This window comes from Bacteroidota bacterium (assembly GCA_016706865.1).
In the GTDB taxonomy this organism is placed as follows: domain Bacteria; phylum Bacteroidota; class Bacteroidia; order Chitinophagales; family BACL12; genus UBA7236.
Genome location: JADJIS010000002.1, coordinates 250,691 through 267,584, shown reverse-complemented (window position 1 = coordinate 267,584; position 16,894 = coordinate 250,691). Strand labels below are relative to the sequence as shown.

Below are 16,894 nucleotides of genomic sequence, written 5' to 3'. Positions count from 1 at the left end.
TTAGTTTCACCGGAAAAGATGATAAGAATCACCAAAATATGGGGTACTTTAAATTTGTGCAGTTAGCTCTTGGATGTATCAATTACCCAGTTACCAGATTAACAAATTAACAAATGTCCATCGCTCGACCTCACAGGTATAGGAATGCTGCTCGACCTCACAGGTTTAGGAATGCTGCTCGACCTCACAGGTTTGGGAAACCTGTGAGGTCTGAGTTGGGAGAAGCAAAAACTTACAATGGAAGAATTTCTATTTTAAGCAAGGATGGTTTGTTTCAGTTTATTGCGAATTGATGACTAATAAAACAATCAGCTAAGTATCTTTATTGGATGAGAATTCCTATTTTCTTTGTATTTTTTATGATTAATGGTTTTGTAAAAAGTCAAACGCAGATAATTTTTTTTAATGAACCTTTGCTGAGAAGTGACAATAATAATTATACTAAAACTATTTCCAAAAATAATATTGCTTCAATGACAAGGTTAACTACTGCTTTCAATGGAAATATTTCTGACACATCTTCAATTGAAATAATTGAATTTTATAGAAACGGGATAGAAAAGGGAAACTTAGATATTGATTATGTAAATAACTATATTTTTAAACATAATTACAAATACCGTGGATTAAAGTTTTTAAGCAGTAACGCTTCCTTTCAAAAAATAGAAGAGGGAGATACCATTTTGTTGAGTTATTCACGAATTTATAAATACAAAAGAAATTTAAGAGTTGGAATGCATACAAAGGGGGATTATTGGCCGGAGAATTTACGAGGAACTGATTCAACAGTATATAACTATAAAAACAACCGTCTAATTTCTGAACAGAAATATGTTGAAGATGACTTAGTTGAAACAGTTGAATATTTTAGCAATCAAAACGGATATTGGGATTCAGTATTACGCAAATATTTTGTTACCCCGAATAACTTATTTGTTGATACAGTATTATCAAAAACCATTTACTATTATGATGAACAGAATCGACTATCAACAACTATTTTTACAAAGGCAATAAGTGCATCTAATTATGACACCGATTACAGTTTAAAATGGGAGTATAAATATAATGACCAGGGTCTAATTGAATTAAAGAAAGAAAGTCAACTTTCAGGTCAGCAAGAAAATATTAAATTAACAAAAATTAAATATCTTGAAAATAATCAAGTTGAAATTTTGGAGGAGAAAGCTGGCTTTTATGTTGAAGATCTTAAGCATGTTTATACATTTTCAGATTCTAAACTTTTATTAAACGTTAAGCGATATATATACAAAAAGGAATTATGGGAATTAACCTCTGAAGAAACTAATGAATATACTTATTACTAATTAAACTAATAGTAATTACCCGTAAAAATTGTTAAGTCGGATAATTATATGAATATCGCTAATACATGTTTTTTGTAAAGCCCATAAGAATTATTAGATTTGAATCGAGATATAACTCAAACTAATCCAACAAAAGCATCTATTTATGAAGAACTTGTTATCTATTCTAACACTACTGATAATATTTTTGAGTTGTGCACCTAGTGAAAAACAACTCGAAAATGACGCCAATGGCAATATTACTGCAGGGAAATGCGAAAGGTTGGCCACGTTTGGTGATATACAAATTTGTCTCCCTGCAATGGAGGGTATGCATGAATGTTACACAAATCCTAAAGTAAAAGCGAAAGCGGATGCATTCAATTATGATGGAAATTCCATTTTAGCTTATTATGTGAATGATACTATTTTTAAACAAGTTGAAAATATCGACCAAATTACCTTTGATGATTATTTTCAAATTTACGCAACCAATAGTTTGCAGAATAAAAAAATGGAACCTGCGGAACTGAATGAAATGGCAGAACTGATTACAAATAATTTTATATCTGAAAACTGGGACGACCTGAAAAAGAATATAGATAAAGATTTAGACTATCTGACCATCGGCAAACCAATTCTCATCGAAAACTATACACCATTGGAAGATGTAAGATCCTATGTAATGATTGTAAAATATCAAACGGAGTTGGAAGAAATGCTTGTTGTTGCCATTGCGAATATTATGCGAATTAAGGAAAGGTTGATCTGGACCGCATATTATAAGAATTATGAAGGTGATGAATCAATAAAAAAGGCAAAAACTGCAAATGATTTCGGGGTGATACAAATCATGACAGCGAATAAAGAATAATAGAAAAATAAGTTCTGCAAATGTTTTACAAAGTGCAACGTGATCAGAATTGAAACAATTAATATCTAACCTAGTGTGAAATCCACCATATATTATAATTGAACGTTATGCATTTTAAATCTTTATGTCTATCCCTTGGATTACTTTTTGGTATATTTCAACAGAATTATGCCCAGATCGTAATTAATGAAGGTTGCAATAAAAATTATATTGGAGGAATTGATGAAGATGGTGAGAATGAAGATTGGATAGAAATATATAACGCAGGAGGATCTACTGTTGACCTTACAGATTACACTTTAAGCGACAAACTTTCAGAACCGGAACAGTGGCCTTTATCAGGATTGGTTATTGCTCCTGACGAATACAAACAAATTTTTTGCAGTGAAAAAGATCGTTATCAAACTGCTCCCTTTTTAAATGCCGTTAATGATATTGATTATTCTCCGGTTGTTGGATGGAATACACATAATTTTACTTCAACATTTGAATGGGATGGTGTAAGTAATTTGGTTTTAAATATTTGTTCTTATTTAAATACAGGGTATACTGAAAACGCCATTTTTTTACAAACTGCTACTCCATATGTATCCACTGCAGCAACCTTTAATGATGGGAGTGATGCTTCATGCTCAGCGCCATTTGGTGCCACCTATTCACAGAGGCCAAACCTTAAGATAAACGATATTATATTAGATTATGGAACAATTCAAAATTCCAATACAGATTACCCCGCACCCTATGGAAATTGGTATTGGAGTGCACGTCACCAAATACTAATACATGCGAGCGAATTGATAGAAGCAGGAATTGTTGCCGGACCAATAAATTCAATTGGCTTTCAGGTTGTCTCTACCAATACAATCTTTTATACTTATATTGATATATCCATTAATGCAACAACTTTAAATGATTTGACAGGTAATTTATTTCCTTTAGGTGGATATTTAAATCATACAAATTTCAAAATTGATTCTGAAGGAGAAACTGTTTATTTGTTTGACCCAACAGGTACAAATATTAGTGCATTAAATATAGCATCACCACAAGCAGATATTTCTGTTGGACTTACTCCTGATGCATCAGAAATTGTTTCCTGGATGTCGCCAAGCCCCGGCATGTCCAATAATAGTGCAACATTATTTACGGATACATTGCAATCTCCAATTTTATCTGTTGCCTCTGGAATATTTAATAGTAGTTTCTATCTTAAAATAAATAACCCGAATCCCGAAGCTATTTTAACCAAGGTAGTTTATAGCTTAGATGGAAGTGATCCAATATTTTCATCACCGGAATTCCCTGACGATTCTTTGCTAATATCAGGCGCCAGGGTAATAAGGGCTAAAATTTTTCCTCTTGTTGCAAGTAATTATTTAGCAAGCGTTGATGCATATGGCACCTACTTATTTGATATTGATCACAGTACACCAATATTATTTGTCACGACACAAAATTCAAATCTGTATGGAGAAAACGGAATTTTTGATAATTACAATTCCGATTGGATAAAAGCAGCTCACGTTTCCTGGTTAACAAAAGAAAGTGATCACCCGATATTATTTCAAACGAGAACTGCAATGCGCATGGATGGAGGTGCAGGAGGAAGCAGGTCAAATCCACAACATTCGTTTCGACTTACATTTGATCATTCGGCATTGGGAGAAGAAACTATTCATGAGACTTTAATACCAAATATTCCCTTTCGCGATAAATACAGCGAAGTGTATTTAAGAAACGGGAGCAATCAGTGGCTTACCTTTCCTCAAAAAGATGCTTGTCAGGTAAGCATGATGAGTAAGGGTACCAATAATTATTATTCTGCAATGGAGCCTGTAACCGTTTATATCAATGGCGAATATTTTGGTTTATATGAATTGCGTGAAAAATTTAATTTTGAATTTTTTGATGAGCGTGAAAATATCAATGAAGATTCTGTTGAAATTTTATCGTTGAGTTACTTTTATAATCTAATTCTTAGAGCACTTGAGGGAAATTCGGAAAATTTCTTTAATGACTATAATGCATTTAATGAAATTGATCCAGGCCTTCATGATTATATGACACTTGCCGATCAATATTTTGATCTTGCCCATTACACCGATTATATTATCGGAGAATCGTGGATGGGAAATACGGATTGGCCTGGAAATAATATTAAAATATATCGCTCCGATAAAACAAATTATCGCTGGCGTTTTGCTTTGATAGATCTGGAGTTATCGATGAATCCAAATGGCTGGACTAATTGCTCTTACAATCACATTCGCTATATGCTGGATCAAAGCACAGATAATCCATACATCAATATTTGGTTGCAAAGTGTACAAAATACAGCATACAAAAATTCTTTTATAAATCGTTTTGCAGACCTCATGAACACCAGTTATTTAAAAGATACCTTATATGCTGCGGAACAAACATTTTATGATAAAATGGTAGCGGAAATGCCAAATGAATATGCGCGATGGGGTGACCCATTTGATATTGATGGACAAATGGCAACCTTTGAACAAAATCACAACACGTTCCAACAACAATTAGGGTGCAGAAGCAATAAAGTGAGAGGTGATCTGATAGAGGAATTTGAACTTATAAAAGAAGTAGAGGTAACATTAACCATTTTCCCGGATAGCGCAGGCTCTATAAAATTAAATACAATTCAACCAACCATATACCCATGGGAAGGAATTTATTTTGATGGTGTTCCAATAAAACTTACAGCTGAGGCTGACTCAGGATATACATTTGAGTATTGGTTGCCAAATCAATTTATTACTGATACTTTAAATCCCACATTTGAGACTAATGTTGATGTTGACGAAACTACCTTCACTGCAGTATTTAAATTAATCCCCCCTCCGCCTGATGGTGAAACTATTAATTTCAGTTTATACCCCACACCTAGTTCCGGTGCAATAACGATCGAACACAACAATAGCACACTTGCAGAAGGTGTTACTTTCGAAATTTATGATTTGAACGGAAGAAACATTTTGAAAGGAAAAATAGATCAATCGGATAAAAAAACAGAGATCAATATCAGTACATTAAATTCTGCTCTCTATTTTATTAAAATATATAACGACAATAATATTTTAGATATAATTCCATTTATGAAAATATAATTGCATTACTACCAATTTGAACAAATTTTAGTATTATAAAAAAAGCGTTTAACAGTCTTTTTATATTTATAATATTTTATTCCCAAACCAGCCAAGCTCAGAATGGTGACTCTATTAATAATTATGATTCAATTTTATTAAAAACTACATTAATTCCTTTGGTGGCTAATTCGCCTACAATAGAAACAGATACAATAATTTCAAACCCAATGGATTTTTATGTTATTATTTATATTGATAGTATTATAATTAATTATTCCGGTCTATCCAATAAAGTATTGTTAGTTGAGGAACTTGACAATTATATTATAAATAATAATATTGCTGAAGTTGATTCGCAAAAATATTTGAAAATCTCCAAAGATGTTCCTATTGAAAGAGTGACTAAAGTAATTGATGTATTTACTCATAATAAAATAGATAAATTTAACCTCATTGCCTTTTAAAATATTATTTACACCCTCAATTTACTCACTGAATAAGTTTGTTTGGCTGTTAATTGGTACATCATTTCGGCTGTTCATCGGTACATTGGTACATCAATATGCACGTACGTCTTTCTTCTCCACAAAATTCATAAATGCCTTATTCGCAACTTTATTTCCGCCCGGAGTAGGGTAGTTTCCTGTAAAATACCAATCGCCTAAATTTTTAGGGACTGCGAGATGAAGATTGTCAACTGTTTGATAAATAACTTCTACCTCTGCTTTTATTGTTGGCGCTTTTACGATGGATGCAATTTTTGCGGAAATTTGTTCTTCCGTAAATTGATCGTAGAGTTTTTTTACTGCGTTGTAGGTTTTTTCGTTGGGTAATTTATTTACTACTTTACATTCTTCGTAAACTTCATTTACCATATGTTCCTTTCCTGCATCTTTTAATAATTCCATCATTGCGCGGAAGGCAACAAAATCACCCATTTTACTCATATCGATTCCGTAACAATCGGGGTAACGAATTTGAGGAGCGGAAGAAACAATAATTATTTTTTTAGGATGTAATCTGTCTAAAATTGCAATGATACTTTGACGTAAAGTTGTTCCTCTTACTATGGAATCATCCAATAGAACAATAGTGTCTTTACTATCGTTAACCTGACCATAGGTTACATCGTACACGTGACTCACAAGATCCGTTCTGTCGTGATCGTTTGTAATAAAAGTGCGCAGTTTTACATCTTTTAATGCGAGTTTTTCCACGCGTGGTCTCAGACTTAATATTTTTTGAATGGCGTCCACATTTTTGTTGCCATTTAATTTATTTATTTCCTCTGCCTTATGCACTGCAAGATGTTCTTCAATTCCTTTAATTAATCCGTAAAAGGCAATTTCTGCAGTATTGGGAATGAATGAAAATATTGTATTTTCAAAATCGTATTTTACTGCTTTTAAAACTTTATCCGTTAATACACGTCCGAGATTTTTTCTTTCCTCATAAATTTCTTTATCGTTTCCACGAGAGAAATATATTCTTTCAAAAGAACAGGAAAGTTTTTCTGCCGGAGGTTTACACATTGCTTCGCGGACTGTTCCTTTCTTTTTAATTATTAAAGCGTGACCGGGAGTTAATTCTTTAACTGCTTCAAACGGAACATCAAAGGTGGTCATAATTGCCGGACGTTCGCTTGCTGCAACCACCACTTCATCATCCTGATAATAATATAAGGGACGAATTCCGTTTGGATCGCGCAATACGAATGCATCGCCGTGTCCGAACATACCCGTCATTGCATATCCTCCTTCAAAATCTTTTGCCGAACGTGCTAAAATTCGCTGCACATCAAGATCACTTGCAATTAATTGAGTTAATGTTTTATTGTCGTGATATTCTTTTCTCTCATCAAATAAATTCTGCACTTCATCATCCAAAAAATGACCAATTTTTTCCATTACTGTAACGGTATCTACAAATTGTGTTGGATGTTGTCCTAATTCCAATAATTGTTGAAATAATTCATCATTATTCACCATATTAAAATTACCGGCGAGAACAAGATTTCTTGTCATCCAGTTATTTTCGCGCACAAATGGATGGCAACTATCGATATCATTTCTTCCATAAGTTCCGTAACGTAAATGTCCCATTAAAACCTCACCGGTAAAGGGCACATTTTTTTTCATCCATTCGGTATTATTATAGAGCTCAGGATTTTTTTTCTGGATCTTGCGTGTTTTTTTAAAAATATCTTCGAAAATATCTTTTATAGCAGTTGGAGAAATACTTCTTCTTCTGTCCAAAAACTTATAACCCGGTGCCAGATCTATTTTAATTGTTGCAATACCTGCTCCATCCTGCCCACGATTATGCTCCTTTTCCATAAGGAGATACAATTTATTTAAACCGTACAGTGGAGTTCCATATTTTTTATGGTAGTAGGAGAGTGGCTTTAATAATCGAATGAGGGCAATGCCGCATTCATGCTTAATGTTATCGCTCACGTAATATGTTTCTTTCTGAAGTGCAAAGTTACTTAATAAGTAGGAGAAACCTCAATTGAAGAATTATGGTTCAAATAGTCAGGAGCCATTAGTCAGGAGTAAGAAAATTCGGCTTACGAGGATCAAACTCATAACTCATTACTCATTTTCGTGAATCGTCAATCGTGAGGCGTGAATCCGGTACTGCTAACATTGGAGCTTTGGATTTTGACCTTAAAAGATTTTCCAGGTTGGAGCATTCTATTTATTGTCAGGAGTCATTAGTCTGGAGTAAGAAAATCCGGCTTACGTGGAGCAAACTCATTACTCATTTTCGTGAATCGTCAATCGTGAGGCGTGAGTCCGGTACTGCTACCATTGGAGCTTTGGATTTTGACTTTGAACGATTTTCCAGGTTGGAGCCTTCTATTAATTGTCAGGAGTCATTAGTCTGGAGTAAAAATATCCGGCTTACGTGGAGCATACTCACCACTCCCTACTCACCACTCACCAATTGTCAAGAGTCATTAGTCAGGAGTAAAAACTTCCGGCTTACGATATTCCGGACTTACGATTCACGATTGACGATTCACGAAAAATTGTCATTAGTCAGGAGTAAGAAAATCCGGCTTACGTGGAGCAAACTCATCACTCCCTACTCACCACTCACCAATTGTCAAGAGTCATTAGTCAGGAGTAAAAACTTCCGGCTTACGATATTCCGGACTCACGATTCACGATTGACGATTCACGAAAAATTGTCATTAGTCAGGAGTAAGAAAATCCGGCTTACGAGGAGCATTCTCACCACTCACCAATTCATAACATCCCCCTGATCAAATCATCCACCCCAATTCCATCCGCTTCCGCTTTATAGTTGCGAACGATGCGGTGGCGGAGAACGGGAAGAGCTACGGCTTTAACATCTTCTATGTCGGGAGAATATTTTCCACTTATTGCCGCATGACATTTGGCGCCAAGAACCAGATATTGTGATGCACGTGGGCCAGCACCCCAGCTTAAATATTGGGTGGCTTTTGCATCCGCATTTTTTGTGTTTGGTCGTGTTTTGGATGCCAACATTACTGCATAATTCAATACATTATCTGCAATGGGAATTCTTCTTATCACATGCTGATAATACATGATCTCCTCCGCACCAATAATTTTATTGAGTTCTGTTTTTTTATCTGATGTTGTTGATTTTACTACTTGAATCTCTGCTTCAAATTCGGGATAATCGAGATTGATCTCAAACATAAAACGGTCGAGTTGCGCTTCGGGTAAAGGATAGGTTCCCTCCTGCTCGATCGGATTTTGCGTGGCTAATACAAAAAATGGTAATTCCAGTTTATGTAATGTTCCACCTATGGTAACATTTTTTTCCTGCATGGCTTCTAACAATGCAGCCTGCGTTTTTGGGGGTGTTCTATTGATCTCATCCGCCAAAATAATATTTGCAAATACAGGTCCTTTTATAAATTTAAAAGTTCTGTTCTCATCCAATATTTCATTACCCGTAATATCACTCGGCATCAGATCGGGTGTGAACTGTATGCGTTTAAAAGAAAGATGTAAAACATCTGCAATAGTTTTAATCAATAATGTTTTTGCCAATCCCGGAACTCCAACCAATAAACTATGACCATCGGAAAAAATACTCAACAATACTTTTTGCACAACATCATCCTGCCCAATAATTACTTTTCCAATTTCGGATTTTAACGCCCGAAAATCAGTTGCAAGTGAGTCAATAGCTTCCACATCATTTTTAAATTCTTTCATACCGGTATTTTAAACAAAACAATATAATTTATCAGAGCAAAAAAAATAATTAACAGGTTATAACATTAATTATTTAACTGCTGTATCAATTAATTCATGTAATTCAGTGCAATCGTTATAGGCAGGGTCGATCTTTATATATTCTTTTTGCGCTTTTTCCTGGACCCATTCGCTCATAACTTCAATTTGTTTTCTGGATAATGTTGCATTTTGCAATTTAGCATAATCATCTTTTAAATTAACAACATGCGGTGCGGTTTGCGCATCCAAACGAACTATTCGCAATGCTTTTTTGCTGTCGGCGGACGTGTAAGGTAAAATTGCAGACAACTCACCGGGTTTTAAATTTTCAATGGAATAATAATCATCAGGTGCTAATTCTGAAATTTCAAAAGTGGATTCACCACTTTGTTGATTAACCATAACGCCGCAAGTTCTGTTGGTATTTTCATCATTAGAATACTTTTTCACTGCTTCGCAAAAGGTGATTTTTCCCGACATGATCTCTGCTCTTATGCTGTCCAATTTTTTATTTGCCGCAACAAAATTCAGATTTGTAACAGGGGGTTGAATTAATATATGACGCAAACATGCTTTTTCACCCTGACGGCTTTCCATTTTAATAATGTGATAACCAAATTGTGTTTCCACCACTTCGGATATTTCACCGGGTTTTAATTTAAATGCTGCTGCAGAAAATTCCGTAACATATTTTTCGCGTGGAGCACATCCAAGGTCACCACAATTATCATCCATTGCATAAAAACTTGCCATGGTACAAAAATCTTCACCGGCCATAATGCGTTTTCTTATATCCTCTGCCTTATCCTTTGCAATTTGTTTTTGTTCTGCATTTGCTTTCGGAATAATTACAAGTTGTGAATATTCCACCTCGGCATTGATAAGTGGAAGTGAATCTTTAGGTATACCATTATAAAATTCTTTCACCTCACTTGGCGATACCGACATGGCACCGAATATAGATTCCTGCATGCGCTGTATCAACAATAAATTGCGTACATCATCTCTGAATTCTTCTTTTATTTCCTGCACCGATTTACCATAAAATTCTTCCATTTTTTCCTGCGAACCAAAAAGATTTTCGAAATAGCGAATACGATTGTCTATATTATTTTCCACCTCGTCTTCCGTAATTACAATACTATCTTTTGCAGCTTGAATCAACATAAGTTTTTGAGTGATCAATTCCTGCATGATACGACAGCGATAATCCTCAGCTACATCGCCTTTTTGCAATTCCTCATAATAAAATGATTCTATTTCACTCATCAAAATGATCTTGTCTCCAACTTGCCCCACTATTTTATCGATAAGAGGTTGAGCGAAACTACCTGAAGCTAATGTAATTGCAAGTAGTAAAAAAAATACTTTTTTCATTCTGCTTTTTTTATAAATTCTGCGTTATTGCGTTTTATTCCTTCCAGATAAATTTGTTGATAAGTATTATTTATCAACTCCATTTTCCGTTTATTAATTATGATATCTTTAATTCCTTCTTTGTAATATTCGAACGGTGCCGTATTTCCGAATACATAATAATCCTCCACCTTTACATAAAATTTTTCCTGACCGTTGGTATAATAAACCGGACCCTTTGTTCTGAATTTACCATCGGCATACATGTTATACGGCAATAGTTTAAACAGTTCATCTTCATTGAGCCACATATTCGAATTAAGGGAAAACTGGTTGCAATTTGCCGCACAATAACGCTCAAGTTCGTACCGATATTTTTCTGTACCCCTCGAAAACCAAAATTGAATGGAATCGGCGGTCTTATTTGTTGCGGGAGTAACCGCATAAGCCAATTTATAAATATCACCTTTCAGAATAAAGTCCTTGCTGTTGTGTTCAAAATAGGCCTTCAGTGAGTCATCCGAAACTATGGTATCCAGGTTTTCGGCCAACCATTGCTTTTCGTAGGCATAAATGATAAGCGATTCTTTGTAAGCCTGGGCTTGTTTATTTATTTCCCCAACAGTAGACTGTAAATTATCTTCCGCAACTTTCAGGATGAGATTTTGGCGTATCCAGTTGTCGATATATTCGTTAATTATTCTCGCACTATCCTCGGCACTTGTATTTTCATTTATAAGGCCTGCCACTTCAGCAGTATAAAGATATTTGTCGTACACTCTTGCCAGTGGTTCCCGGTCATTTTCCACTGTATTTTTTTTACAACCGGGAACCACTGCGCATATTAAAAGTGCTATGAATATATTTTTAACAGGCAATTTATTTTACCATTGAATTAAATACTTTCTGATCGATATTTACCGGATATTTTTTGTGTAATTCTGCTATCCATTGTTTTTCAAGTTCATCCTGATATGCAGAAATTACATAACCACGTGCCTCATCAAGGGTTTTATTTGTTGGTGCAACCACTTTGCGCAACATCACAAAAGTGATAGATCCATTTGCATTTAAAATGTCTTCACCAGTTCCCGATTTTTTATTAAGTTTATCCACGTTGGTATCCTGACCAGGTAAAAATAAAGCGCTTTTTATTGTTACCAATTCTGTTGAATCAGTATTATACTTAGCAAGGATCTCTTTATCTGGTGTGTTTTTAGAAGCTAATTTTCTAACTTCTTTTGCAATTTTTGCATCTGCACTTGTATATACACTTGCATCCATTCTTTCCTCCCACATATATTCACTCTTATGCTGTTCGTAATAATTTTTTAGTCCAACTGAATCTGTTGATCCTTTTGACCATATTTTGCGTTCCAACATTGCAAATAATGGAAGTCCGTCGCGATATTCCTGTAATAATCTTTTGAAATCAATATTGCGTTCAGAAAGATCATACTCAATCACCGTTTGTTCCATTGCAGTAATATAAAGTTTGTTGTATTTTTCTTCTATATTTTTATCGCGTGAACTGCGTTGATTAATATCGAGATAAGAAGCCATGTCTTGTTGGGTAAACGATTTATTTCCTATAGTGAACATGGTCTTATTCATATTTGCCGCTCTGCTCATGCTCCAGTTATTTTTAATAAAACTGGAATCCAATAATACAAGCATTTCTTTTTTCGCATCTTGATTTTCAGAGAAAGCATATTTTGTTTTAGCTTTTTCTACAAACTCGGTGCGCAATGTTTTGTATTCAGGAGATTTTTCAATTTTCCCTTTTAATTCCTCCTTCATTTCCTCAAAAGAACCATTTGGTTTTTTTTCTATCAATTTAATGATATGCCAACCGAAGGCAGTTTGAATGGGACTTGAAATATCACCTGGATTCTTTAATGCAAAAGAAGCTTCCTGAAAAGGCATTACCATTTTTCCGGTTGTAAATGCTTCTAATTTTCCACCATTTCCTGAACTTGTTTTATCTTCTGAATATTGTTGAACCAACTCTTCAAAATCAGCACCTGATTTTATTAATGCGTAAATACTGTCGGATTTAGCTTTTGCTTTTGCAATTTCTTCCGGTTTTGCATCTTTTCCGGTCTTTATAAGAATATGAGCTACTGTAACAGTTCCCGATGCCGGGCGCTCTTTTACAACTTTTATAATATGATAACCGAATTTAGTTTTAATTACCGGAGAATATGTGCCCGGTGCCAAACTGAAAGCAGTATTTTCAAAATTCATATCCGGAATTTGTCCTGAAGTGATCCAACCTACAAGACCCGGATCATTTGGATTGTTTTTATCAACGGAAACATCAGCAGCAACTTTACCAAAGTCTTCACCCTTCATCAAACGGTCATGTGCAGCGTTCAATTTTGCAATTGCCGCGGTACTATCCGCTCCCTTTTGTGCAGGATCCAATGTAACCATTATATGATATACCAAACGTTCCGATTGCAAGCGTTTATACATGCGCAGAGCAGCTGGTTCGAGCACTTCCTTATCAAAATTGGATTTGATTAGCTGATCACCATATTTTTGAAGTTCTTCCCTAACTTTTTCGGTGGTATCGATCTTTTCTGCCCTCGCTTCCGTAACCTTTAATTTAAAGTTTATATACAGATCGAGATACTCATTCAGGCTTTCCTTCGAAAAATCATTTTGTTTGTCGGGGTTATTCTTTTTGTATACATAAAGGAACTCCTCTTTAGTTACCGGCTGTCCATTTACAGTAAAAAGCACTTCATTATTGGCACCGGTCTTTCCGTTTTGACCAAATGTTGATGTCACAGACATCAACCCTATCAGCAGGAACATGGTTTTAAAAGCATTCATTTGCATATGTGGTAAGTTGATTTTTTGTTTATATGGTGAATTAAAAGGATTGCAAAGCTAATGATAATTGGGTTTTGAACAATAATAAGGCTTGATTTTATTGTATTTGGGTCTCAAACTGTGCTATTTGTTTAGTTAAAACCGCGTCTGAACAGCAAAAATCATGCTTCAAATACTCAGATTATCATTAATTTTGGCCTTTAACAAATTTTATTATATGTCTATTGCAAAAAACAAGGTAATATCGCTCACTTATGAACTGCGTGAAGATAACGCAGAAGGCGATCTGATCGAAGTAGTGAATGCTGATCAGCCATTTGTATTTTTATTCGGAGCTGGCGGTTTATTACCGGAATTTGAAACAAATCTGGAAGGAAAAACCGTTGGAAGTTTTTTTGAATTTCAAATTGCCTCCGCTAATGCTTACGGCGAGTTCGACGATACTGCTTTGGAATACGTTCCGAAAGATATTTTTATGATTGACGGTCAGATAGCCGATGATCTGCTTCAAATTGATAAAGTAATAAACCTCCGCGATCAAGGCGGAAACCTTATTCGTGCTAGAGTAGCCGAAGTTGGTGAAACCGAGGTTCTGCTTGACTTTAACCATCCTTTAGCCGGGGTAAACCTCTGTTTTAAAGGTGAAATTCTTGAAGTTAGGGATGCGTCTGCAGAAGAATTGGAGCATGGGCATGTTCATGGGCCGGGTGGGCATCACCATTAAAGATTCGAAGAATCGAAGATCCGAAGGGGAAGGATCTAAGGGTGAAAAAAGGAAGGAAGGGTTGGGAAAGGATAAAAAGGAAGAACACCGAACTCAGAACCCTGAACTCAGAACCCTGAACTCAGAACACAGAACTCAGAACACAGAACTTTTTACAGACTCGCCGTCCTACCTCCATCTACCGGTAAATTAATTCCATTGATGTAACCGGCAGCCGGGGAGCATAAAAAAGCTACTGCGTTGGCAACTTCGTTTGCTTCGCCGAAACGTTTCATGGGTATTTCTTCCATCATTTTCTGTTCCACTTCTTCGGGTTTTGCACTATTTTTTGTTGCGTTATTTTGGATGATGGCGTTTAGTCTTTCTGTTTTTGTTGCTCCGGGGAGGACGTTATTTACTGTGATATTGAACTGACCAACTTCGCCTGCAAGCGTTTTAGCCCAATTTGCCACTGCAGCTCTTATTGTATTGGATACTCCTAGATTGGGGAGTGGTGTTTTTACAGAGGTAGAAATAATATTGATGATGCGACCGTATTCGGCCAATTTCATTCCGGGTATTACTGCCATGGCAAGAATATGATTACAGATGAGGTGGGCATTAAAGGTGTTCAGAAACTGTTCTTCCACAGCCTCTGAAATTTTTCCCGCCGCGGGCCCGCCGGTATTATTTATAAGTATATGAACAGGTTTTTGATATTCCTCCAAAAAACGCAATACGTTTGTTTTCAACTCCTCCGGTTTAGAGAAATCGGCAACTAAAAACCGATGATTTTGTTCCATTTTATCGGGTAATTCGGAAAGTACTGCTTTTAACTTTTCACTGTCACGGGCTATCAAAATAATTTCTGCTCCCAATCCTGCAAGTTCCATTGCACAAGCTTTGCCAATACCCTGAGTACTACCACAAACGATAGCTGTTTTATTTTCCAAACTGATATTCATAATTCTTTATAAATTTACTTCAAAATTAAACAATCAAAGTTATGGCAGTAGCAGCACCCTTTAATTTAAAAAAATGGATAGACGAAAATCGTCACTTATTAAAACCACCGGTTGGAAATCAGCAGGTTTATAAAGCGAATGAAGATTTTATTGTGATGGTGGTGGGCGGACCAAATGCGCGTAAGGATTTTCATTTTGAAGATGGTGAGGAATTATTTTATCAGGTGGAAGGTGATATCACTGTTTGTATTCAGGAAGATGGCAAGGCGAGAAATATTGAAATTAAAGAAGGTGATATGTTTTTATTACCACCTAATGTTCCGCATTCACCTCGTCGCCCTGCAAATACTGTTGGACTTGTTATTGAACGCTACCGCACCGAAAAAGAATTCGATGCATGTATGTGGTTTTGCGAAAAATGTAATACCAAATTACATGAAGAACATTTTCCATTAAAGGATATCGTAAATCAATTGCCTCAGATCTTAAATAAATTTTATTTAGATGTTGATCTGCGCACATGTAAAAATTGTGGCATGGTGATGGAGCCGCCGGTGTGACAATATGAATCTTGTATAGTGTGAAAAAGGGAACGCGGATGACGCGGATTGGGCGGAAAAAAGAGGATTTTTTTTGGATGTAATTATGGATTTTGTGGAGGGACTTGCCTATTGGCAAGCGCCGAGCAAAAATCGGTCTTGGGATATAAGTGATTTTTATTGGATAAATTAATTGATTAAATAAAAATACACGGCTGCAATGAAGTGGGCTGGTAGAATTTGATTTTATTTGTGTCTTTAGAATAAAATATATAATTTTATAAAACTTATTTTCTGAATAAATATATTCTGTAAGACTGAATTTATTTAAGAATAATAAGAAATTGTTTTATTCTAATAATTCGTGGATGAAGGATAATGTGAGGGACTTTGGTAATGATAATTTATTACATAGTGAATTAACCTGGAAAATAATTAAGGCATTTTATACTGTTTATAATACGTTGGGTTATGGATTTTTGGAAAAAGTGTATGAAAATGCATTAGTTATAGAATTAAGAAAGATGGGATTATTTGTTAGCCAACAAGAGCCTGTTATAGTGTATTATTATGGTCAGATCGTTGGTCGCTATAATTCTGATCTTGCCGTTGAAAATTGTGTTATTATAGAAAATAAAACCTCAGAATCTTTATGTGAGGAAGATGAACTCCAGCTCATTAATTACCTAAAAGCAACAACCATGGAAGTGGGACTTCTACTTAATTTCGGAAAGCGACCTCAAATCAAAAGAAAAGTTTTCACTAATAAAAACAAACCGTTGCTCAAATAATTTTTATTTCCTCTTTTATTTATTTTTTTTAATCCGCATTCCTTCTTTTTTTATCCTTTTTAAATCCCAATTAATCCCCTTCTTTTTTTTATCCTTTTTTAATCCGCCCAATCCGCGTCATCTGCGTTCCCCTTTTTTTTCATTTTTAAAGTTATTCCAACTTTTTT

The 16,894-nt window shown here is 35.2% G+C and carries 13 protein-coding genes; 7 read left to right on the top strand and 6 right to left on the bottom strand.

Annotation, left to right across the window (positions count from 1 at the left end; all coding sequences use genetic code 11):
• The first annotated feature begins 329 nt into the window (after positions 1–329).
• The 4 genes from IPI31_04305 to IPI31_04290 all read left to right on the top strand — a co-directional run bounded on the left by IPI31_04305 (position 330) and on the right by IPI31_04290 (position 5,755).
• Entirely contained in the window at positions 330–1,328 is a 999-nt protein-coding gene (locus tag IPI31_04305) for a hypothetical protein (GenBank protein ID MBK7567027.1), read from the top strand.
• Between the two features lie 145 nt (positions 1,329–1,473).
• A complete protein-coding gene (locus tag IPI31_04300; GenBank protein MBK7567026.1) occupies positions 1,474–2,181 on the top strand; it encodes a hypothetical protein in 708 nt (235 codons plus the stop codon).
• A 107-nt stretch (positions 2,182–2,288) separates the two neighbouring features.
• Positions 2,289–5,309 carry a CotH kinase family protein gene (locus IPI31_04295; protein MBK7567025.1) on the top strand — a complete coding sequence of 1,007 codons (3,021 nt, stop codon included), beginning with the start codon at positions 2,289–2,291 and terminating at the stop codon, positions 5,307–5,309.
• Positions 5,310–5,470: 161 nt separating this feature from the next.
• Entirely contained in the window at positions 5,471–5,755 is a 285-nt protein-coding gene (locus tag IPI31_04290; GenBank protein ID MBK7567024.1) for a hypothetical protein, read from the top strand.
• 93 nt (positions 5,756–5,848) lie between these two features.
• On the opposite strand, the gene IPI31_04285 is transcribed toward IPI31_04290, so the two are convergent.
• The 5 genes from IPI31_04285 to IPI31_04265 form a co-directional block, all read right to left on the bottom strand.
• A complete protein-coding gene (locus IPI31_04285) occupies positions 5,849–7,747 on the bottom strand; it encodes an amidophosphoribosyltransferase (GenBank protein MBK7567023.1) in 1,899 nt (632 codons plus the stop codon).
• Positions 7,748–8,545: 798 nt separating this feature from the next.
• The gene (locus IPI31_04280) at positions 8,546–9,511 is read right to left on the bottom strand and encodes an AAA family ATPase (GenBank protein MBK7567022.1); all 966 of its coding nucleotides are present in this window, start codon (positions 9,509–9,511) and stop codon (positions 8,546–8,548) included.
• A 69-nt stretch (positions 9,512–9,580) separates the two neighbouring features.
• Positions 9,581–10,909: a peptidylprolyl isomerase gene (locus IPI31_04275; protein ID MBK7567021.1), complete on the bottom strand. Its 1,329-nt coding sequence runs from the start codon at positions 10,907–10,909 to the stop codon at positions 9,581–9,583.
• Positions 10,906–11,766, bottom strand: coding sequence for a hypothetical protein (locus IPI31_04270; GenBank protein MBK7567020.1), 861 nt, complete (start codon positions 11,764–11,766; stop codon positions 10,906–10,908). Before IPI31_04270 ends, IPI31_04275 begins: the two co-directional genes overlap by 4 nt.
• Position 11,767: 1 nt before the next feature.
• On the bottom strand, positions 11,768–13,729 hold the full coding sequence (locus tag IPI31_04265; protein ID MBK7567019.1) for a peptidylprolyl isomerase: 1,962 nt from the start codon (positions 13,727–13,729) through the stop codon (positions 11,768–11,770).
• Between the two features lie 217 nt (positions 13,730–13,946).
• Between IPI31_04265 and IPI31_04260 the strand changes: the two genes are divergently transcribed.
• Entirely contained in the window at positions 13,947–14,453 is a 507-nt protein-coding gene (locus IPI31_04260; protein MBK7567018.1) for a peptidylprolyl isomerase, read from the top strand.
• Positions 14,454–14,605: 152 nt separating this feature from the next.
• Here the strand turns inward: IPI31_04260 and IPI31_04255 are convergent, their stop codons facing one another.
• A complete protein-coding gene (locus tag IPI31_04255) occupies positions 14,606–15,397 on the bottom strand; it encodes an SDR family oxidoreductase (GenBank protein MBK7567017.1) in 792 nt (263 codons plus the stop codon).
• A gap of 41 nt (positions 15,398–15,438) precedes the next feature.
• Here IPI31_04255 and IPI31_04250 point away from each other — a divergent pair, with 41 nt between their 5' ends.
• A complete protein-coding gene (locus IPI31_04250; protein MBK7567016.1) occupies positions 15,439–15,957 on the top strand; it encodes a 3-hydroxyanthranilate 3,4-dioxygenase in 519 nt (172 codons plus the stop codon).
• A 347-nt stretch (positions 15,958–16,304) separates the two neighbouring features.
• Complete coding sequence (locus IPI31_04245) at positions 16,305–16,727, top strand: GxxExxY protein (GenBank protein MBK7567015.1); 423 nt, start codon at positions 16,305–16,307, stop codon at positions 16,725–16,727.
• The last annotated feature ends 167 nt before the right edge of the window (positions 16,728–16,894 follow it).